Genomic DNA, 19,323 nt, shown 5'->3' with positions numbered 1-19,323 from the left:
GCACACCGGCCGAGACCGGGATCACCGCCGCACCGCCGTCAGCACCCGACGCAAGGCGGCAACCCCAACTCCATCATCAAACCGAACACACGTCCCGTCCGGCAGCACGATCTCGATCCGGCTCGCATCGCATCGCGTGGCTCGCCTCTGCGACATCGGATCAACGCTCGCGTCGTTCACCGAAGCTGACTTGCCTGCCGCCCGCGGCATCGACAGTGCCGCACTCGCCATTACCCGCACCGGAATGAATTCCGGTACCATCGGCACCGGCACCAACTCACCACGCCGAACCTGACCGCGCCACTTCCACAATTGCCCTCTCGAAATCGCGTGCCGCGCGCAACCAGCGCAAACACCGCACCCGGCGCCTCAGCCTCCGCCACAATCCGAAGCTTGTCCTCATCCCGTGCTGATTCCGGGCTCAATTCGCCCGGGATTCCCGAGATTAACTCGCCCGGGATTCCGGGAATTATTCGCCCACCTATTCCGAGATTAATTCGCCCACCTGTTCCGACTTTTATTCGCCCAGGCGGGCGGGGTTGGCCGGGTTGGCTTGAGGTCTCTGCTGGCTGGTTCAGGTTCCCTCCCTTTGGCTGATCGAGGGAGCGGATGAATGCCAGTGGAGCGGATTGCGATGCGCGATGTGCGCGAGATTGTCAGATTGAGGATGGCGGGGCTTTCGACCCGCCAGGTGGGGATCCGGGTCGGGGTTGCGGCATCGACGGTGCGCTTGACGCTGCGGCGACTGGAGGCGGCCGGGCTCGATGGGCCAGGGGCTCTGGCGCTGTCCGAAGCGGCATTGGAAAGGCGCTTGTTCGACGGCGCGGTGGGCAAGCGGCCGGGGCATCGACGTGTGGATGAGCCGGACTGGGGGCGTATCCGCCGCGAGTTGCAGCGCAAGCACGTGACGCTGTCGATCCTGTGGGACGAGTATATTGCCGAGCACCCGGATGGGTATCGCTACAGCCGGTTCTGCGAGCTCTACCGGAGCTGGGAAGCCCGGCTACCGGTGACGATGCGCCAGACCCACGCATCGGGCGAGAAGCTGTTCGTCGATTATGCCGGCGACACGGTGCCGGTGGTGATCGACCGGCTCACCGGCGAGACGCGTGCGGCCCAGATCTTCGTCGCCGTTCTCGGCGCATCGAGCTTCACCTATGCTGAGGCGACCTGGACCCAGACCCTGCCGGACTGGATCGAGGCGCATAATCGCACTCTGGCAGCAATTGGCGGCGTGCCGGCGCTGCTGGTGCCCGACAACGCCAGGGTCGCGATCATCCGCGCCTGCCTCTACGATCCACAGGTCAACCGGACCTACACCGATATGGCGCGCCATTACGGCACGGCCATTCTCCCGGCGCGGCCGCGGCGGCCGCGTGACAAGGCGAAGGTCGAGGTGGCGGTTTTGCTGGCGGAGCGGTGGCTGCTGGGCAAGCTGCGCAACCGGGCATTTTACGGCCTCGCCGAACTGAATGCCGCGATCGCTGAATTCTGCCGCTGGCTGAACGAGGAGCGGGTCGTCCGTCGCCTGGGGGCGACAAGACGGCATCTGCTGGAAACACTCGATCGTCCCGCGCTGAAGGAACTGCCGGCCGAACCCTATGTGCTGGCGCAATGGCGGCGCCGGCGGGTCGGCATCGATTATCACGTCGAGATCGAGAAGCATTTTTACTCCGTCCCCTACCGGCACGCCCGCGCCGAGGTCGAGGCCCGGTTCACCGTGCGCACGGTCGAGATCTTTCTCCGTGGCGAACGGATCGCCGTGCACGCACGCAGGCCGGGTAACGGCAAACACACGACGATCGCCGAGCACATGCCCTCGAGCCACCGGCGTTATGGCGACTGGACCATCGCACGGATCCATCAGGAAGCCGCACGGCTTGGTCCCTCGGTCGCGACACTCTGCACCCTGATCCTCGAACGCCGGCCTCATCCGGAGCAGGGGTTCCGCGCCTGCATCGGCATCCTTCGCCTGGCCCGCAGTGTTGGCGCCGACCGGCTCGATGCCGCGGCCGAGCGCGCGCTCACCATCGGCACCCTGACCTACGGCTCGGTCAAATCCATCCTCGATAACCGGCTGGAGCGAGCCGCCGGCACCGCCAGTCCCGATCCCACCCCGATCCGCCACCCCAACATCCGGGGCGGCGGATATTTCCACTGATGACAAGGAGAAGCCTCATGCTGAACCATCCGACCCTCGATCAGATCCACCAGCTCGGTCTTGCAGGCATGGCCCGCGCGTTCACCGAGCTGCACGCCAATCCCGAAACCCCCAGCCTCAGTCACGCCGAATGGCTCGGTCTTCTGCTCGACCGCGAGATCACCGTCCGACGTGACAAGCGGTTGAGCACAAGGCTGCGCCATGCCAGGCTGCGCCATGACGCTGCAATCGAGGATGTCGATTACCGGAGTGCCCGCGGCCTCGATCGGGCTCTGTTCCAGAAGCTGATCCAGGGTGAGTGGATCGACGCGCACGACAATCTCGTCCTGAGCGGGCCGACAGGGGTCGGAAAATCGTGGCTGGCCTGTGCCCTCGGTCACAAGGCATGTCGCGATGACAGGACCGTGCTCTATCAGCGCGCCCCCAAACTCTTCGCAGAACTCGCGGTCGCCCGCGCCGAAGGGCGTCACGGCCGGATGATCCGCACCCTCGGTGCCGTCAATCTACTGATCCTCGACGACTTCGGCCTTGCTCCACTCGACGCCGGCGCCCGTCACGACCTGCTCGAGATCGTCGAGGATCGCTACGGCCGCCGCGCCACCATCATCACCAGCCAGATCCCCCGGCGCATTGGCATGAGCTGATCGGCGATCCGACCTACGCCGACGCCATTCTCGACCGTCTGCTCCACAATGCCCACCGCATCGAACTCACCGGCGAAAGCCTGCGCAAGATCCGCAAGCAAACCCCAAAAACCGCTTGACCCAACGAGAACAGGAGAGCAACGAAATCAACAGCCACAGAGACCGCTACCCGGGCGAATAAATCTCGGAATCCCCGGGCGAATAAACGTCGGAATCGTGGGCGAATTAAAATCGGAATCCATGGGCGAATTCTCCGGAATCCGCACTCATCCCGCCAGCGGCGCCGGCGCTCTACCCCCGTGATAATCTCCATCCGCCCGCCGCCCCTTACCATGAATCAGCTCGTAGCAGCGCTCTTATGCACGCCTCCTTGCCGTACCGGCAGGCGGTTCACACCGGATGGATACCGCGATCAGGTGCGTTCGGCCAAACAGATCATCGATCCCGACCGGCAAACGCAGCCGAAAATAGTAGGTCAGACGCCGTCTCTCGACGTAAGAACACAACGCCATGATGGCTTCCCACAGGTGGCACAAACGTGTGTCACTTCAGCGGGACGACACTAGATAAACTCTAGTAAATTCAATGGGTTGTGAAGCTTGGCGTCCCGTAGGGGATTCGAACCCCTGTTATCGCCGTGAGAGGGCGACGTCCTAGGCCTCTAGACGAACGGGACCGCGCGAAGGCTGGGTAGCCGAGTGGGAAGGGCAGGTCAAGCGGGTGCAGCGTCGATCAGGATCAGACTGACCGTTGTGCGCCCATTCCATTGCTCAGCGCGGATGTGACCGGCGAGGTTCAACGGCTCCCCGCCCGGTCGGCTCAGCGCCGCCGCAAGGTCATTCTCTCCTGCGCGGAACAGGATTGTTTTCAGCCGCCCACCTGTCTCGCCCTCGACAATGGCCCGGATCGTCCCCTCGTTACGCCCGATCCTGTCGGAGCGGACAACGCGGGCCCGGGGAACCACGAAAACCGGTTCCTCATTGCCAGCGCCGAACGGCCCGACCCGGCCGATGGCCGCAGCAAGCGTCTCGTCGATCATGGCCACCGCAGCAGTACCCTCGATCGCCAGATCCGGGGCGTTGGGAAGCGTTGCTGCCGCAGCCAGTCGCTCGGCAAGGAAATCACGCAGGGCTTCAATACGTTCGGCTTCAAACGTGAACCCTGCGGCCATCGCATGGCCGCCCCCTTTGATCAGCAGCCCCGCCTCGCGCGCGGCAATGATCGCGCCGCCAAGATCGATCCCGGGCACCGATCGGCCCGATCCGACCGCCGTGCCCTCGGCGATCCCGGCCACCAGGGCCGGACGGTTGAAAGCCTCCTTGATCCGGCCGGCAACAATGCCAACGACGCCGGGATGCCATCGTTCGCCAGCGACCAGCGCGACAGAGGCGCCGGCAGCGAATTGCGCTTCGGCCTGAGCCATCGCCTCATCAAGCAGACCCGCTTCAACCGCCTGACGCTCACGATTGATCTCGTCGAGACGGCGCGCCAGTGCTGTGGCGGTCGCCAATTCCGGGGCAAGCAGCGTGCGCAGGCCCAGATCGGCTTCAGCGATACGGCCGGCGGCGTTGATGCGGGGACCGATTGCGAAGCCACAGGTCATCGTGCCGGGCGCTTCCTTTACCTGGGCAACATCCAGCAGTGCCGCGATACCCGGCCGCCCCCGCCGCGCCATGACCTTCAGCCCCTGGGCCACCAGCGCACGGTTAAGGCCGCTGAGCGGCATCACATCGCAGACGGTCGCGAGCGCGACCAGATCAAGCATCGAGATGAGGTCAAGTTCAGGACGCGTTGCAAAAAAGCCGCGCCGGCGCAGTTCGCGCTGCACTGCGACAAGGGTGAGAAAACTGATTGTCGCCGCACAAACATTGCCAAGGCCGGACTCATCATCGGCCCGGTTTGGATTCACGGTCGCGACGATGGCCGGCGGTGCCCCCTGGCTCTTGTGGTGATCGAGCACGATGGCGTCGGCCCGCCCCCGCAGCGCCGCAAGAGCATCATGCGCTGCCGTGCCGCAATCGACGCAGACGACCAGTTCAGCCCCCTGCGCCGCCAGAGCGAGCAAAGCCTGCGCGTTCGGCCCATAGCCCTCGCGTTGCCGGTCGGGGACGTAGTTGATGGTCCGGGCGCCGAGTTCACCAAGCCCCATTGCCATGAGCGCGCCCGAACAGGCACCATCGACGTCATAGTCGCCAAAAATCGCAACAGTCGCGCCACGCTGCACCGCATCGGCGATGCGCGCCGCCGCGACATCCATGTCGGTCAGCGCTGAGGGATCCGGCAGATAGGCGCGAAGGGTAGGATCGAGAAAATCGGCGGCGCGGTCGGGCATCACGCCGCGTCCGGCAAGCAGGCGTCCGACCACGTCGGGGACGCCGCAACGCTGGGCGATCGCCTGCGCGATGCGGTCCTCGGCGGGTCGCCAAAGCCAGCGCCGGCCAGCCAGACTATGCTCGACCCCGAAAGCCGGCGGGTTCTCGCTCAGACGTGCGTCCACGGCTTTGTCTGGAAGTTGTGATGCGCTTCGATATAGCGGACCGTACCGGATTTCGACCGCATCACGATCGAGTGCGTCACCGCACCCGCAGCGCTGCGGCGAACGCCGCGCAGCATCTGACCCGTCGTGACACCGGTTGCCGCGAACATCACGCTGCCGGATGCCATTTCGTGAACCTGATAGAGGCGCGAAGGGTCGGTGATGCCCATGCCCCTCGCCCGTTCGGTCTGCGTATCGTCCTCGAACATCAAGCGGCCCTGCATTTGCCCGCCGGTGCAGCGAAGCGCCGCCGCCGCAAGAACCCCTTCGGGAGCGCCGCCGGACCCGACATAAAGATCGATCCCTGTTTCGGGTTGGGCCACCGCGATCACGCCGGAAACGTCACCATCGCCGATCAGGGTGATGCGGGCGCCGGCTTCGCGGCAACGGGCGATGAGTTCCGCATGGCGCTCGCGCTCCAGCGTGCAGACCATGAGGTCGGAAATATCGCAACGTTTGGCGCGAGCGAGGTTGCGGAGATTTTCCTCGACCGGCGCATCCAGCGCCACGACCCCCTCCGGCAGTCCCGGCCCCACGGCGATCTTGTCCATATATATGTCGGGAGCGTGCAGGAATTTGCCCCGCTCGGCCAGAGCGATCACCGCGATCGCGTTCGGCGCGCCCTTGGCGGCGATCGTCGTGCCTTCCAGCGGATCGACGGCGATGTCCATTTCCGGTCCGCCGGCGCCGACGCGCTCGCCGATGTAAAGCATCGGCGCCTCGTCCATCTCGCCCTCGCCGATCACCACCAGCCCGTCGATCGCGACAGCGTTGAACGCCTGGCGCATCGCGCCGACGGCGGCGCCATCGGCGCTGTTCTTGTCGCCCCGACCGATCCAGGCCGAAGCCGCAAGTGCTGCGGCCTCGGTCACACGCACGAGTTCGAGGGCAAGGTTGCGGTCCGACTGGGCCGGGGTCTTGGCGTTATCCATCTACGCGGTCTCCTTGGGTCGAGCTTAGGTCAGGCTTGTTCGATGCGGATGAGCGCCGGCGGTTCCTGCACCGCCGGAAGTGCCGCGATCTGCACCAGCGCCGCCGCCATCGCGGCCTCGCCCGTCTCGTGGGTGATGATCACCACCGGCACCACATCGCCCGGGCTGCGGCCGCGCTGAAGCATTGTTTCGAGCGAAATGCCGTGGTCGCGCAGCACAGCAGTCACGTCGGCGATCACGCCTGGCTGGTCGAGCACCATCAACCGGAGGCAATAGGCCCCGCGATGCGCCGCCATCGGCACCGAGGCCGCGCTGCGCAGCGCATCCGGCGCCATGCCGAGCATCGGCGTCTGCCGGCCGCGCGCAAGGTCGATCAGGTCGGCGACCACGGCAGAGGCGGTGGGCCCCGCCCCGGCGCCGCGTCCCTGAAGCACGATATCGCCGACCGGCTCGCCGCTGATCACGACCGCGTTGTTCACGCCATCCACTTTCGCGAGCGCCGAATGCTCCGGCACCATCGCGGGATGCACCCGGGTTTCGATCCCCGCTTCGCTGGCGCGGGCGATGCCTAGCAGCTTGATCCGGTAGCCGAGTTCATCGGCGAACGCGATATCGACAGCGCTGATGCGGCGGATGCCCTCGACATGCACGGCACCGAAATCGACCTGGCGGCCAAAGGCGATGGCCGCGAGGATCGCCAGCTTGTGGGCGGTGTCCACGCCGTCGATATCGGCTGAGGGGTCGGCCTCGGCATAGCCTAGCGCCTGCGCCTCGGCGAGCACGTCGGCGAATTCCATTTTTTCGTCGCGCATACGCGTGAGCATGTAGTTGCAGGTACCATTGAAGATGCCGGACACGCTGGCGATGCGGTTGGCCCCAAGCCCCTCGCGCAGCGCCTTGATCACCGGAATACCCCCGGCCACCGCCGCTTCGAAGCGAATACCCGGGCCGCCACGGATCAGCCCGGCGAGTTCGCCGCCCGCCTGCGCGATCAGCGCCTTGTTTGCCGTCACCACCGGCTTGCCGGCGAGCAGAGCCGCCTCGACAAGATCGCGCGCAGCACCGGAAGCACCGCCGATCAGTTCGACGACAACATCCACCGCCGGATCAGATGCGAGCACCAGCGAATCCTCGACCCAGCGGATACCCTGAAGCGAAACCCCGCGATCCCGCGTCCGGTCACGGGCAGACACCGCCACCACCCGCACCGGCCGCCCGGCCCGCGCGGTGATGATGCCGGCATTCTCTTCCAACAGCCGTAAAACTCCGGCACCGACCGTCCCGAGTCCGGCGATCCCGACCGACAGCTCACCGCTCATGCCGAGACGCTTTCCTGCGGGTTCGGCGCATTGCCTGGCGCCATGAACGCACGGATATTGCGCACCGCCTGGCGGAGCCGGTGGGTATTTTCAACGAGCGCGATGCGGACATGGCCATCGCCATATTCGCCAAATCCGATCCCCGGCGCGACCGCGACCTTGGCGCGTTCGAGCAGGAGTTTCGCGAAATCAACCGACCCGAGATGCGCGTATCGCTCCGGAATCGGCGCCCAGGCGAACATCGATCCCGCCGGGCTTGGCACATCCCAGCCCGCCTGCGCGAGGCCCTTGATCAGCACGTCGCGCCGCTCGCGATAGAGCGTGCGCATCTGCTCGACGCAATCCTGCGGGCCGTTCAATGCCGCTGTCGCGGCCACCTGGATCGGCGTGAAGGCGCCGTAATCGAGATAGGATTTCATCCGCGCCAGCGCGGAAATCAGCCGCGGGTTGCCCGCGGCAAAGCCCATCCGCCAGCCGGGCATCGAATAGGTCTTCGACATCGAGGTGAATTCCACCGTGATGTCCTTCGCCCCCTCGACCTGCAACACCGAGGGCGGCGGCGCGCCTTCGAAATAGATCTCGGCATAGGCGAGATCGGACAGGATGAAGATCTCGTGCTTGCGGGCGAACGCCACGATTTCCTTATAAAAATCCAGCGTCGCCAGATATGCTGTTGGATTTGAAGGAAAATTCACGATCAGGGCAGTCGGTTTAGGCACTGAATGCCGCACCGCGCGGTCAAGCGCGCGCAGCATCTCGTCATCCGGCGTGGCCGGCACCGAGCGCACCGAGGCGCCGGCGATGATGAAGCCGAACTGATGGATCGGGTAGGACGGGTTGGGGACCAGGATCGTGTCGCCGGGGGAGGTGATCGCGTTGGCGAGATTGGCCAGCCCCTCCTTCGAGCCGAGTGTTGCGATCACCTCGGTCTCCGGGTTCAGCTTCACGCCGAAGCGGCGGTCGTAATAGGCGGCGAGCGCGCGTCGCAGGCCGGGAATGCCCTTGCTGGTCGAATAGCGATGGCTGCGCGGATCGGCGACGGTTTCCACCAGTTTCGCCACGATATGGGGCGGGGTCGCGCTGTCCGGATTGCCCATGCCGAGGTCGATGATGTCCTCGCGCCGGTTGCGCGCGGCCGCCTTGGCCTGATTGACCTCTGCGAAAACATACGGAGGCAGACGGCGAATTCGATGAAATTCCTCGGTCATGATCGGTCCTGGGCGTCCGGAGTGGTGGATGGGTCGCGGGGGTATAACACCTGTGCCGCGCCGCCGCGACCGCCTGCGAGCGCTTCGATCCGGATAGAAGCAGGCGGCACGCCCGCGGCTTCCAGCGCATTGGCGATGGCGGCCGCGCGCAGCAAAGCGAGGCGCAGGCTTCCTGGTGCATTTTCAGGCGCAAAACCCGCGGCGAGAACCGGATGGCCGGCACGCTGGGCTGCGAACCCGCGCAGCAGCGCAACCTGCCGCGATGACAGCACGGCCCTGCGCGGCGCGAACCCCAGGCGCAGCGATGGCACGGGCGGGATGGGCGGGGCCGGCTTCGGCGACGCCGGATGGTGGCCGCCCAGGCTGTTCTGACCGCGATTGGCCGCCTCGAGGCGGGTGCGGATCGCCGTTTGGGCTTGGGGCGAGAGCGAGACGGGGCGCGCCGGAACGGTCGCCAGATTGGGCCACGGGGATCGCAGGCCGGGTGCCGGCGGCGGCCCCGAACTGATCACCCCCCCCTCGTAGCGATGGAGCAGTGCTTCGGGGCTGTAGGCGGCGCAGCCCGAAAGGGCGAGACTGGACAGCGCCATGATGGCAAACGCGATACGGCGCGGGGTTTCGGGATCGGGCGGAATCTGGCTATAGGTCACTTCGGCTCCTCGCTTGCACTCTCGACCTTAGCGCCTGCATCCCGGAGCCGGAAGGAGCGTCAATGGCCGAACAGCAAAATCCGCGACCTGCAACGCCGAACATGTCCGATCCGGCGGACTATTCACGGGCAATGTCCGATATCGCGGCCAGATCGCAGCGAATCGTCGCCGAGTGGCTGGAACGCCAGCACGAGGTCGACGTTGCGATCGATCCACTCAACATCGGCAGCGCTTTCATGGAAATGATGGCCAAGCTGGTGGCCAATCCCTCGACACTGATCGATGCCCAGATCGGGTTCTGGCAGGACTACGTGACGCTGTGGCAGCATTCCACGCGCCGGATGATGGGGTTGGAGACGGCGCCTGTGGTGCCGCCCGACCCTCGCGACAAGCGATTCCAGCACGAGGAATGGAAAGAAAACGAGATTTTCGACTTCATCCGGCAGAGCTACCTGCTTTCGGCGCGGTTCGTGCAGGATGTGGTCCGGCGCGTCGACGGGCTCGATCCGAAAACCGCCCAGAAGGTCGATTTCTACGCGCGGCAGTTCGTCGATGCGATGAGCCCCTCGAACTTCGCCCTCACCAACCCGCAGGTCTTGCGCAAAACGATCGAAACTCGCGGAGAGAACCTGCTGCGGGGCCTGTCCAACCTGCTGCGCGACCTCGAGGCCGGACGCGGCCAGCTGCATATCCGCATGACCGATGCCGAAGCCTTCAGTGTCGGTGACAATATCGCGGTCACGCCGGGAAAGGTGATCTTCCGCAACGAGTTGATGGAGCTGATCCAGTACGCTCCGGCGACGCAGACCGTCCGGAAGACGCCGCTGGTGATCTTTCCGCCGTGGATCAACAAGTTCTACATCCTCGACCTACGCCCCAAGAACAGCTTCATCCGCTGGGCCGTCGAGCAGGGGCACACCGTCTTCGTCGCGAGCTGGGTGAACCCCGACGAGCGACTCGCGGAGAAGGATTTCGCCGATTACATGAAACTCGGCGTGTTCGCGGCGCTCGACGCGATCGAACAGGCCACCGGCGAGCGCCAGGTGAACGCGATCGGCTACTGCCTCGGCGGAACGTTGCTCGCCGCGACCCTCGCGGTAATGGCCCGTCGGCGCGACACGCGGATCAAAAGCGCGACCTTCCTCGTCACGCTGACGGATTTCGCCGATGTCGGCGAACTCGGGGTCTTCATCGATGAAGAGCAACTGGTCGCCCTTGAGGAGAAGATGAACCGGCGCGGCTATCTCGAAGGCTCGGCGATGGCCACCACCTTCAACATGCTGCGTTCGAATGATTTGATCTGGAGCTTCGTGGTCAACAACTACCTGCTCGGCAACGAGACCTTCCCCTTCGACCTGCTCTACTGGAATTCCGATTCCACCCGCATGCCGGCGGCCATGCACTCGTTCTATCTTCGAAACATGTACCAGAAGAACCTGCTGAGCCAGAAGGACGCCATCACGCTCGACGGCACGCAAGTCGATCTCCGGCGGATCAAGGTGCCGGTCTATTTCCTCTCCTGCCGCGAGGACCACATCGCCCCCTGGGCCAGCACCTATCGCGCAACCCAGCTGATGGCCGGGCCGAAGCGCTTCGTGCTCGCCGCTTCCGGCCATATCGCCGGCGTCATCAATCCACCGGACAGCGGCAAATACAACCATTTCGTCAACGCGACCCTGCCGGCGAGCGCCGAAGACTGGTTCGCCGGCGCAACCGAGGTGGCCGGCTCCTGGTGGCCGGACTGGCAGCGATGGCTCGCGCAGCAGGGGGATGACGAGGTTCAGGCCCGTACACCTGGCCGGGGCGGCCTGCCCGCACTCGCCGATGCGCCGGGCGAATACGTGAAAGTCCGATCTGCTTGAAACAACGCGATTCGGCCGGCGGCACCGCAATGGTGCTGCCCGCCAGCGAAGCCTTCGCTCCCGGCAGGGCCGGCGCGATCGCCCTGGTCGTCCGGCGGCTCGCGGCGGCTGCCGGCGCTTCGGTGATCGGCGCCGCCAGTGCTTGCCCGAGCTTTCCCGGCATTGCCTATCATCCGGTCCGCTTTCGCTCGCCGCTCGGCTACAATTCCGCCGTGCTGCGCCGGCTGCGACAACTGCGCCCGGCGAACATCGACATCCACCAGCAGCCCCGCCTCGCCCGGCTTGCCGCGCGCCTGCTGCCCGCCAGCCGCGTGATGCTGTTTCTGCACAACGAGCCGACGACGATGCGCGGCCTTACCACCGCAGGGGCGCGGGCACGCACGCTGCGCCGCCTGCACGCGGTGGTCTGCGTCTCGGATCATCTCCGCGCCCGCTACGCGACCGGGCTTGCCGACACCGCCCGCCTCGTCACCCTGTATAACCCGCTCACCCTTGCCGAATTGCCGCCTTCCCAGGGCGAGCGGCGGCGCGAAATCGTGTTCGCCGGCCGCATCGTCGAGGGCAAGGGCATCGCCGATTTCATCGCCGCCGCCGCCGCCGCCCTGCCGCACCTGCCCGGCTGGACTGCCCGCATCATCGGTGGCGACCGATTCGGGCCGGACAGTCCGGAAACCCCGTTCGTGCGCGAGATGCGGACCCGTGCCAGATCCGCCGGTATCGCCTGGGACGGCTATCTGCCGCATGAGGACGGTCTGGCGGCGATGGCCGGTGCCGCGATCGTCGCGGTGCCGAGCCGCTGGCCGGAACCCTTCGGCCTGACCGCGCTGGAGGCCATGGCGAGCGGCGCCGCACTGGTCGCGACCAAGGCGGGCGGCCTGCCGGAAGTGGTGGGCGAGGCCGGGCTGCTGGTGCCCGCCGGCGATGCCGCCGCGCTGGAAGCCGCCTTCCTGCGGCTGGCAGCGGACGAATCGGCCCGCGACCGCCTCGCCGAGGCTGGCCGCGCCCGCGCGAAACTGTTCGACACGTCCGTTATCGCCGCCCGGCTGCAACGGTTGCACGACGCGGAAACGCCGGTATGAGCGGGGCATGACGATGCAACGCGCCGCCTTCATCGCCGCCCTGATCCTGCCCCTTGGGCTGCTCTACGCCCGCGCCGGGGCGGAATTGGCAATGGCGACAGTGGATATCCTGTTCCTGGTCCACTCCGCCCGCAACGGCGACTGGCGGTGGGTACGGCAGCCCTGGTTCGTGTTCGGATGCCTCTGGTGGATCGCGGTGATGATCTGCTCCGCGCCGATCCCGGCCCTCGGCCTCGGGCCGGGCGGCTGGACATCCTTCACCCAGGCGCTGGTGCTGATCCGCCTGCTGGTTCTCGCCGCCGCCCTTGGCCATTGGGTGCTCGACACGGCGGCCGCGCGGACCCGGTTCTGGCTTGCCCTCGCCGCCTGCGAAGCCTGGATTCTGCTGCAAAGCTGGCAGCAGGAGATCGTCGGCGTGAACATCTTCGGCGATCACCGCTGGGGCGATGGCGCGCTCACCGGCCCGTTCTGGGCGCCGCGGGCCGGCCCGCCCTTCAGCCATCTGCTGTTTCTCACCGCCCTGCCCGTCATTGCGGCGCTTGTCGCGCGGCGGGGTGCCGCGCCGAAACTCGCCGCGGCGGTGATCGGCGTGATCGGCTTTGCGACGACGCTGATGATCGGTCAGCGGATGCCATTCGCGCTGGCGTTGCTGGGCCTCGCGGTTGCCGCGCTTGCCTTCCGGCCGATCCGTCTGCCGGCGATCGGCCTTGGTGTGCTGATCGTGCTCGCGATCCCGGCACTCAAACTCGTCTCGCCGCCCAGTTTCGACAAGCTCGTGCTGGAGACCGGACGGCAGGTCAGCCATTTCGCGAAAAGCCCGTATGGCGAGCTTTACACACGGGCGACGGTGATGATCGAGCACGCCCCCTGGCGCGGCTACGGCTTCAACGGGTTCAGGGATTTCTGCCCCGAGGCGCGGTTCGATCGCGGTCTCCCGGCGCTCGGCATCGGCCCGACCAGCCTGAAGCGCGGCGCCTGCAACATCCATCCGCACAATTTCTATCTCCAGGCCGCGCTCGACGCCGGGCTGGCCGGCCTTGTGCTGTTCGCCGCGATGAACGCCGCCTGGCTGCTGGCGCTCGGCCGTGGCATCATGCGTCGCCCGCTCGCGCTCGGCGCCTTCATCGGCGTGCTCACCTATGCCTGGCCGCTCGCCTCGACCGACAATTTCGCCGTCCTGCCGATGGCCGGCTGGCTCTTCCTCATGCTTGGCCTCGGCCTTGCCCTGCCGCGCTCTGGTCCGCCCGAGCCCGCCTGCCTATATCCCGAAGCAACGACACGACCCACTACGACAGGATCTTCCGCATGAGCGATCTCGTTCCCGTCACCGTCCTCACCGGCTTTCTCGGTGCCGGCAAGACCACCCTGCTCAACCGCATCCTCACCGAGGATCATGGCCGGAAATACGCGGTCGTGATCAACGAGTTCGGCGAGCGCGGGTGGACAACGACCTCGTCGTCGATACCGACGAGGAAGTCTTCGAGATGAACAACGGCTGCATCTGCTGCACCGTGCGCGGCGACCTGATCCGCATCATCGGCGGGCTGATGAAGCGCCGCAACCGCTTCGACGGCATCATCGTCGAGACCACCGGCCTCGCCAATCCCGCCCCCGTCGCACAGACCTTCTTCGTCGACGAGGACGTGAAGGCGAAGACAAGGCTCGATGCGATCGTCACGGTGGTCGACGCGAAGAACCTGCCCGCCCGCCTCGCCGACGCGCCAGAAGCCGAGGACCAGATCGCCTTCGCCGACGTCATCGTGCTCAACAAGCTCGACCTCGTCACCCCGGAGGAACTCGCCGATGTCGAGGCGCGGATCCGCACGATCAACCGCTTCGCGCAGATCCACCACACCACCCGCGCCGATGTGCCGGCCGACCGCCTGCTCGGAATCAACGCCTTCAGCCTCGACCGCGTGCTGCAATCGGTGCCGGATTTCCTTGAAGAGGATTCCCACACGCATGACGAGCACATGAGCAGCATCAGCCTCTCCGTGAAGAAGCCGCTCGACCCCGAGCTGTTCAACGCCTGGATCGGCGGCATCCTCGCCACCCAGGGCCAGGACATCCTGCGCACCAAGGGCATCCTCGCCTTTGCCGGCGAGGATCGCCGCTTCGCCTTCCAGGCCGTGCACATGATGGCGGATGGCGATTTCATCCGCCCCTGGAAGGACGACGAGGAGCGCGAAAGCCGCATCGTCTTCATCGGTCGCGATCTCAACCGCCCGATGCTGCGCCGTGGTTTCGAAAGCTGCATCGCCGAATGAGCGGCATGGTCACCGACGCGGACGAGATGCTCCGCGTGCGCGGCATGACGCACGATTGCGCCGAGTTCGTCACCGCCCTCGCCTTCGACCGTGCCGGCGGCACCCTCGCCGCCGGCCTTGGCGACGGGCGGATCGTGCTGCGCGGCGTTACCGGCGGCGATTTCGCCGAACACGCCTGCCATGACGGCGCGGTGCTCACCCTCGCGCCGGATTTCGACGAGCGCGGGTTCTGCTCCGGCGGCGATGACGGCACGCTGAAACGTCTTGACTCCGCAACGGGCGAGTGCACGGAACTCGCCAGCTTCGGCATGAAATGGGTGGAGCACGTTCTGACCGTGCCAGACCGCAAGGCGCCGCTGCGGGCGGTTGCGGTCGGCAAGACGATCCACCTGCTCGATGCCGCCGGCGCCACGCTCCGCACCCTCGCCCACCCCTCGACCGTCGCCGGCATGGCGCTCGATCCGAAACACCGCCGCCTCGCCGCCGCGCACTACAACGGCGCCTCGCTCTGGTTCGTCCGCTCCGAGAACGCGAAGCCGCAGGTCTTCGAGTGGAAGGGTAGTCATCTCGCCGTCGCCCTGCATCCCGATGTCGAGGCGATGGTCACCGCCATGCAGGAAAACGAGCTGCATGGCTGGAAACTGCCTGACGGCCAGCACATGCGGATGAGCGGCTACCCGACGAAACCCGAATCGCTCGACTTCACCCGCTCGGGCAAGTGGCTCGCGACCGCCGGCGCCGAGGCCATCGTGATCTGGCCGTTCTTCGGCGGCGGGCCAATGGGCAAGGCCCCGCTGGAGCTTGCTGCCGGCGAAACCGTGGTCCGCCGGGTCGCCTGCCATCCGCAGCACGAGGTCGTCGCCGCCGGTTTCGCCGATGGCTCGGTCGTCGTGGCCGATATCGGGCGCGAACGCATCCTGCCCGTCGCGGGCCCGGGGCGCGGCGCCGTTTCCGCCCTGGGCTGGAGCCCGAACGGCGCCCATCTCGCCTTCGGTACGGAATCCGGCTGTCTCGCCCTGATCGATTTCTCGCGAAAGGACTGACATGACCAGCACGCCCATCACCGGCGGCGCGCTCGCCATGCCCAAGCTCGGTCTTGGCACCTGGCGGATGAGCGGCCGCGACTGCACCGCCGCTGTCACCCGCGCGCTGTCACTCGGGTATCGTCATATCGACACCGCCGAGATGTACGGCAATGAAGAGGCCGTCGGCGCCGCCCTCGCCGAAAGCGGCATTGCGCGCGAGGAAATCTTCCTCACCACCAAGGTCTGGTACGAGAACCTCACGCCGGACGGGGTGCGCCGCGCCATCGAGGCGAGCCTCGCCAAGCTGCGCACCGACCATGTGAACCTCTTCCTGATCCACTGGCCCTCACCCTCGATGAACCTTGCGGCGGTCCTGGCCACCATGGCGCATCTGAAACATGAGGGTTTGGTTCGACATATCGGCGTGTCGAACTTCACCGTGGCGCTGATGCGCCAGGCCGTCGAGGCGATCGGCGCCGAGATCGCCTGCAACCAGGTGGAATATCACGTCCTGCTCGGGCAGAACGCGGTGCTCGACTATGCGCGGGCCCACGGCATCGCGGTCACCGCCTATTGCCCGCTCGCCCAGGGTCGGCTCGGCGACCATCCGGCGCTCGCTGCGGTCGCCGCGAAGCATGGCGCAACACCGGCGCAGATCGCCCTCAAATATCTGCTCGACCAGGATGGCGTCGCGGCCATCCCCAAAGCCGCGCGGGAAGAAACCCAGCGCGCCAATCTCGCCGCCCTCGCCATCACCCTCGACGACGAGGACCGCGCCGCCCTCGCCGCCCTGCCGAAAACCCAGCGTTTCGTCGACCCGGCCTTCGCACCGGAGTGGGACTAGGTTCTGTACCTATTGCCATGACTACGGAGCGTCTGATTCAAGTCTGTTTGGAGGACTTGGAACATGGCGGAACTTTTCTGGCTGAACGACACGCAATGGGCTGCGATCGAACCATTGCTGCCGAAGCTTGGCGGCAAGCCTCGGGTTGATGACCGCCGGGTGCTGAGCGGCATCCTGCATCGCTTTCGCGAGGGCTTGCGATGGCGAGCGCTTCCTGAGGCCTATGGGCCACGAACCACGGTGTTCAACCGGTTCAACCGCTGGAGCCAGCGTGGCCTCTGGCAGGAGATCTTTGCGGCCCTGGTCGCCTGCGCGTATCCGCCGCGCATCGCCATGGTGGACAGCACCTCGGTTCGGGCACATCGCGCGGCCGCGGGCGGTAAAGGGGGGCGCAAAGCCAGGCTATCGGCCGGTCGAGGGGTGGACGGACGACCAAGATCCACGCCGTCGCGGATGAGCAGGGACGCATCGCCGCACTCCTCCTGACGCCGGGACAGGCCTCCGACATCAGCGGCGCCAGGGCGCTTCTGCCCACAATACCGCCACCAGAAGAGCTGATCGCCGACAAAGCCTACGACGCCGATGACCTGCGCGCCTTCCTCACCCGCCAAGGCACCAGGCCCGTGATCTCGCCCATGCCCAACCGCCGCGCCATTCCGCCCTTCGACCCCGTCGCCTACAGAAAGCGCAATCTCATCGAACGCGCCTTCTGCAGGCTCAAGGACTGGCGCGCCATCGCCACACGCTACGACAAAACCGCACGAAATTTCCTCGCAGGTATCTGCCTCGTCCTCGCCGTCACATCTTGGATCAGTTGAGTCCAGAACCTAGAGCATCATCCGATCAGATGGAGTCATCTGATCGGATAAAGATGCTCTAACAAAAAACCGGCCGGCGTTGTCGCGCCGGCCGGTCAGGCTCAATTCAGAACGAGATTTCCGCAGGATCAGGCGGCGTCGGACGCCCGCTCGGCCTTCTTGCGCGCATGCGGATCGAGATGCCGCTTGCGCAGCCGCACGGCACTCGGCGTCACCTCCACCAGCTCGTCATCCTCGATATAGGCGATCGCCTGCTCAAGGCTCATCCGGCGCGGCGGCGTCAGCAGCAGCGCCTCGTCCTTGCCGGCGGCGCGGATGTTGGTGAGCTTCTTCTCCTTGATCGGGTTCACGTCGAGATCGTTCTCCCGGCTGTGCTCGCCGATGATCATCCCCTCATAAACCTTCTGGCCGCCGCCGATGAACAGCGTGCCGCGGTCTTGCAGGGAGAACAGCGCGTATTGCACGCTCTCGCCATCGGCATTGGCAATCAGCGCGCCGTTGCGCCGCCCCTCGATCGTGCCCTTCCACGGGCCATAGCCGATGAAGTGCCGGTTCATTACACCGGAGCCGCGCGTGTCGGTCAGGAACTCGCCGTGATAGCCGATCAGCCCGCGGCTCGGGATGTGGAAGGTCAGCCGCTGCTTGTCGCCGCCCGAGGGACGGATATCCTGCAATTCGCCCTTGCGGCGGCTCATCTTCTCGACGACGACGCCGGAATAGGGCTCATCGACGTCGATCAGCACCTCTTCCATCGGCTCCTCGCGCACGCCGGTCTCCGGGTTGTCGCGGGTCAGCACGCGCGGCCGGCCGATGGTCAGCTCGAACCCCTCGCGGCGCATCGTCTCGATCAGCACACCGAGCTGCAATTCGCCGCGCCCGGCGACCTCGAAGGCCTCGGTCTCGGACGAGTCGGTCACACGGATCGCGACATTGGCTTCCGCCTCGCGGAACAGCCGGTCGCGGATCTGCCGCGATGTCACCTTCTTGCCCTCGCGCCCGCCGAGCGGGCCGTCATTGATGCGGAAGGTCATCGACAGGGTTGGCGGGTCGATCGGGATCGCCGGCAGCGCGGCGCTGATCTCCATCGCACCGATCGTATCTGGCACGGTCGCCTCCTTGAGGCCGGCCACGGCGATGATGTCGCCCGCGGAAACCTCGTCCACCGGCACGCGCTCCAGGCCGCGGAAGGCGAGCAGCTTGGTCAGCCGCCCGGTTTCCACCGCACGCCCGTCGAAGCTGATGGCGCGCACCGGCATGTTCACGGTCGCCCGCCCCTGCTCGACGCGGCCAGTCAGCACGCGGCCGAGGAAGTTGTCGCTCTCGAGAATGGTCACGACCATGGCGAAGGGCGCTTCGGCATCGAGGCCAGGCTCGGGCACATGGCTCACGATCAGGTCGAACAGCGGCGAGAGGTTCTCGCGCGGGCCATCCAGCGTCGCGGTCGCCCAGCCCTGGCGGCCGGAGGCATAGAGCATCGGGAAATCGAGCTGCTCGTCATTCGCGCCGAGGGCCGCGAACAGGTCGAACACCTCGTTATGCACCTCGTCGGCGCGGGCATCCGGGCGGTCGATCTTGTTGACGACGACGATCGGCTTCAGCCCGCGGGCCAGCGCCTTGCCCACCACGAACTTCGTCTGCGGCAGCACGCCCTCGGCGGCATCGACGAGGACGACCACGCCGTCCACCATGTTCAGGATTCGCTCGACCTCGCCGCCGAAATCGGCATGGCCAGGTGTATCGACGATATTGATGCGCACATCGCCCCACTGCACGGCGGTGCACTTGGCGAGGATGGTGATGCCGCGCTCGCGCTCAAGGTCGTTGCGGTCGAGCGCCCGCTCGGCCACCTGCTGATGCGCGCCGAACGAGCCGGACTGCTTGAGAAGGTTGTCCACAAGCGTGGTCTTGCCATGGTCGACATGGGCGATGATCGCCACGTTGCGCAGCTTGGTCTCGGTCATGATAAAGGTCTTTCGGG

At 66.2% G+C, this 19,323-nt stretch carries 13 protein-coding genes, 1 tRNA gene and 3 pseudogenes; 9 read left to right on the top strand and 8 right to left on the bottom strand.

Going from position 1 to position 19,323, the window contains the following annotated elements; all coding sequences use genetic code 11:
- Positions 1–21 precede the first annotated feature (21 nt).
- Positions 22–267, bottom strand: coding sequence for a hypothetical protein (locus ACIDOCELLA78_RS000000103890; RefSeq protein WP_201728460.1), 246 nt, complete (start codon positions 265–267; stop codon positions 22–24).
- Positions 268–634: 367 nt separating this feature from the next.
- Here ACIDOCELLA78_RS000000103890 and istA point away from each other — a divergent pair, with 367 nt between their 5' ends.
- Both istA and istB read left to right on the top strand, forming a co-directional pair.
- On the top strand, positions 635–2,161 hold the full coding sequence (gene istA, locus ACIDOCELLA78_RS000000103885; RefSeq protein ID WP_201727680.1) for an IS21 family transposase: 1,527 nt from the start codon (positions 635–637) through the stop codon (positions 2,159–2,161).
- A gap of 17 nt (positions 2,162–2,178) precedes the next feature.
- Positions 2,179–2,924 (top strand): annotated as a pseudogene (istB, locus tag ACIDOCELLA78_RS000000103880) (IS21-like element helper ATPase IstB).
- Positions 2,925–3,405: 481 nt separating this feature from the next.
- On the opposite strand, the gene ACIDOCELLA78_RS000000103875 reads toward istB, so the two are convergent.
- The 6 genes from ACIDOCELLA78_RS000000103875 to ACIDOCELLA78_RS000000103850 all read right to left on the bottom strand — a co-directional run bounded on the left by ACIDOCELLA78_RS000000103875 (position 3,406) and on the right by ACIDOCELLA78_RS000000103850 (position 9,450).
- Positions 3,406–3,481, bottom strand: a tRNA-Glu gene (locus ACIDOCELLA78_RS000000103875).
- 36 nt (positions 3,482–3,517) lie between these two features.
- Entirely contained in the window at positions 3,518–5,302 is a 1,785-nt protein-coding gene (gene recJ / locus ACIDOCELLA78_RS000000103870; protein ID WP_201728459.1) for a single-stranded-DNA-specific exonuclease RecJ, read from the bottom strand.
- A complete protein-coding gene (glpX, locus tag ACIDOCELLA78_RS000000103865; protein WP_201728458.1) occupies positions 5,287–6,273 on the bottom strand; it encodes a class II fructose-bisphosphatase in 987 nt (328 codons plus the stop codon). The genes recJ and glpX overlap by 16 nt, the downstream gene beginning before the upstream one ends.
- A 29-nt stretch (positions 6,274–6,302) precedes the next feature.
- Positions 6,303–7,592: a homoserine dehydrogenase gene (locus ACIDOCELLA78_RS000000103860; RefSeq protein ID WP_201728457.1), complete on the bottom strand. Its 1,290-nt coding sequence runs from the start codon at positions 7,590–7,592 to the stop codon at positions 6,303–6,305.
- Entirely contained in the window at positions 7,589–8,800 is a 1,212-nt protein-coding gene (locus ACIDOCELLA78_RS000000103855) for an LL-diaminopimelate aminotransferase (RefSeq protein ID WP_201728456.1), read from the bottom strand. The genes ACIDOCELLA78_RS000000103860 and ACIDOCELLA78_RS000000103855 overlap by 4 nt, the downstream gene beginning before the upstream one ends.
- A complete protein-coding gene (locus ACIDOCELLA78_RS000000103850) occupies positions 8,797–9,450 on the bottom strand; it encodes a hypothetical protein (RefSeq protein WP_201728455.1) in 654 nt (217 codons plus the stop codon). The genes ACIDOCELLA78_RS000000103855 and ACIDOCELLA78_RS000000103850 overlap by 4 nt, the downstream gene beginning before the upstream one ends.
- Before the next feature lie 62 nt (positions 9,451–9,512).
- On the opposite strand from ACIDOCELLA78_RS000000103850, the gene ACIDOCELLA78_RS000000103845 reads away from it, so the two are divergent.
- The 7 genes and pseudogenes from ACIDOCELLA78_RS000000103845 to ACIDOCELLA78_RS000000103815 all read left to right on the top strand — a co-directional run bounded on the left by ACIDOCELLA78_RS000000103845 (position 9,513) and on the right by ACIDOCELLA78_RS000000103815 (position 17,345).
- Positions 9,513–11,312, top strand: a complete 1,800-nt coding sequence (locus tag ACIDOCELLA78_RS000000103845; protein WP_201728454.1) for an alpha/beta hydrolase — start codon at positions 9,513–9,515, stop codon at positions 11,310–11,312.
- Positions 11,309–12,391, top strand: coding sequence for a glycosyltransferase family 4 protein (locus tag ACIDOCELLA78_RS000000103840; RefSeq protein ID WP_201728453.1), 1,083 nt, complete (start codon positions 11,309–11,311; stop codon positions 12,389–12,391). The genes ACIDOCELLA78_RS000000103845 and ACIDOCELLA78_RS000000103840 overlap by 4 nt, the downstream gene beginning before the upstream one ends.
- Before the next feature lie 7 nt (positions 12,392–12,398).
- The gene (locus ACIDOCELLA78_RS000000103835; RefSeq protein ID WP_201728452.1) at positions 12,399–13,700 is read left to right on the top strand and encodes an O-antigen ligase; all 1,302 of its coding nucleotides are present in this window, start codon (positions 12,399–12,401) and stop codon (positions 13,698–13,700) included.
- Positions 13,697–14,658, top strand: a pseudogene (locus ACIDOCELLA78_RS000000103830) (CobW family GTP-binding protein). Before ACIDOCELLA78_RS000000103835 ends, ACIDOCELLA78_RS000000103830 begins: the two are co-directional and overlap by 4 nt.
- A complete protein-coding gene (locus ACIDOCELLA78_RS000000103825; RefSeq protein WP_201728451.1) occupies positions 14,655–15,701 on the top strand; it encodes a WD40 repeat domain-containing protein in 1,047 nt (348 codons plus the stop codon). The pseudogene ACIDOCELLA78_RS000000103830 and the gene ACIDOCELLA78_RS000000103825 overlap by 4 nt, the downstream one beginning before the upstream one ends.
- Before the next feature lies 1 nt (position 15,702).
- The gene (locus ACIDOCELLA78_RS000000103820; RefSeq protein WP_201728450.1) at positions 15,703–16,527 is read left to right on the top strand and encodes an aldo/keto reductase; all 825 of its coding nucleotides are present in this window, start codon (positions 15,703–15,705) and stop codon (positions 16,525–16,527) included.
- Between the two features lie 63 nt (positions 16,528–16,590).
- Positions 16,591–17,345: pseudogene (locus ACIDOCELLA78_RS000000103815) on the top strand (IS5 family transposase).
- Positions 17,346–17,473: 128 nt separating this feature from the next.
- On the opposite strand, the gene typA reads toward ACIDOCELLA78_RS000000103815, so the two are convergent.
- The gene (typA, locus tag ACIDOCELLA78_RS000000103810; RefSeq protein ID WP_201728448.1) at positions 17,474–19,306 is read right to left on the bottom strand and encodes a translational GTPase TypA; all 1,833 of its coding nucleotides are present in this window, start codon (positions 19,304–19,306) and stop codon (positions 17,474–17,476) included.
- Positions 19,307–19,323: the final 17 nt, after the last annotated feature.

Source organism: Acidocella sp. C78, from assembly GCF_907164655.1.
This window is presented reverse-complemented; position numbering and strand designations above follow the sequence as displayed.

Bases quoted from the DNA above. Each gene is read 5' to 3' on its own strand.
- ACIDOCELLA78_RS000000103820 (WP_201728450.1), top strand. From the start codon at position 15,703: ATGACCAGCACGCCCATCACCGGCGGCGCGCTCGCCATGCCCAAGCTC.
- glpX (WP_201728458.1), bottom strand. From the start codon at position 6,273: ATGGATAACGCCAAGACCCCGGCCCAGTCGGACCGCAACCTTGCCCTC.
- istA (WP_201727680.1), top strand. From the start codon at position 635: ATGCGCGATGTGCGCGAGATTGTCAGATTGAGGATGGCGGGGCTTTCG.
- ACIDOCELLA78_RS000000103825 (WP_201728451.1), top strand. From the start codon at position 14,655: ATGAGCGGCATGGTCACCGACGCGGACGAGATGCTCCGCGTGCGCGGC.
- typA (WP_201728448.1), bottom strand. From the start codon at position 19,306: ATGACCGAGACCAAGCTGCGCAACGTGGCGATCATCGCCCATGTCGAC.
- ACIDOCELLA78_RS000000103845 (WP_201728454.1), top strand. From the start codon at position 9,513: ATGGCCGAACAGCAAAATCCGCGACCTGCAACGCCGAACATGTCCGAT.
- ACIDOCELLA78_RS000000103835 (WP_201728452.1), top strand. From the start codon at position 12,399: ATGACGATGCAACGCGCCGCCTTCATCGCCGCCCTGATCCTGCCCCTT.
- ACIDOCELLA78_RS000000103860 (WP_201728457.1), bottom strand. From the start codon at position 7,592: ATGAGCGGTGAGCTGTCGGTCGGGATCGCCGGACTCGGGACGGTCGGT.
- ACIDOCELLA78_RS000000103855 (WP_201728456.1), bottom strand. From the start codon at position 8,800: ATGACCGAGGAATTTCATCGAATTCGCCGTCTGCCTCCGTATGTTTTC.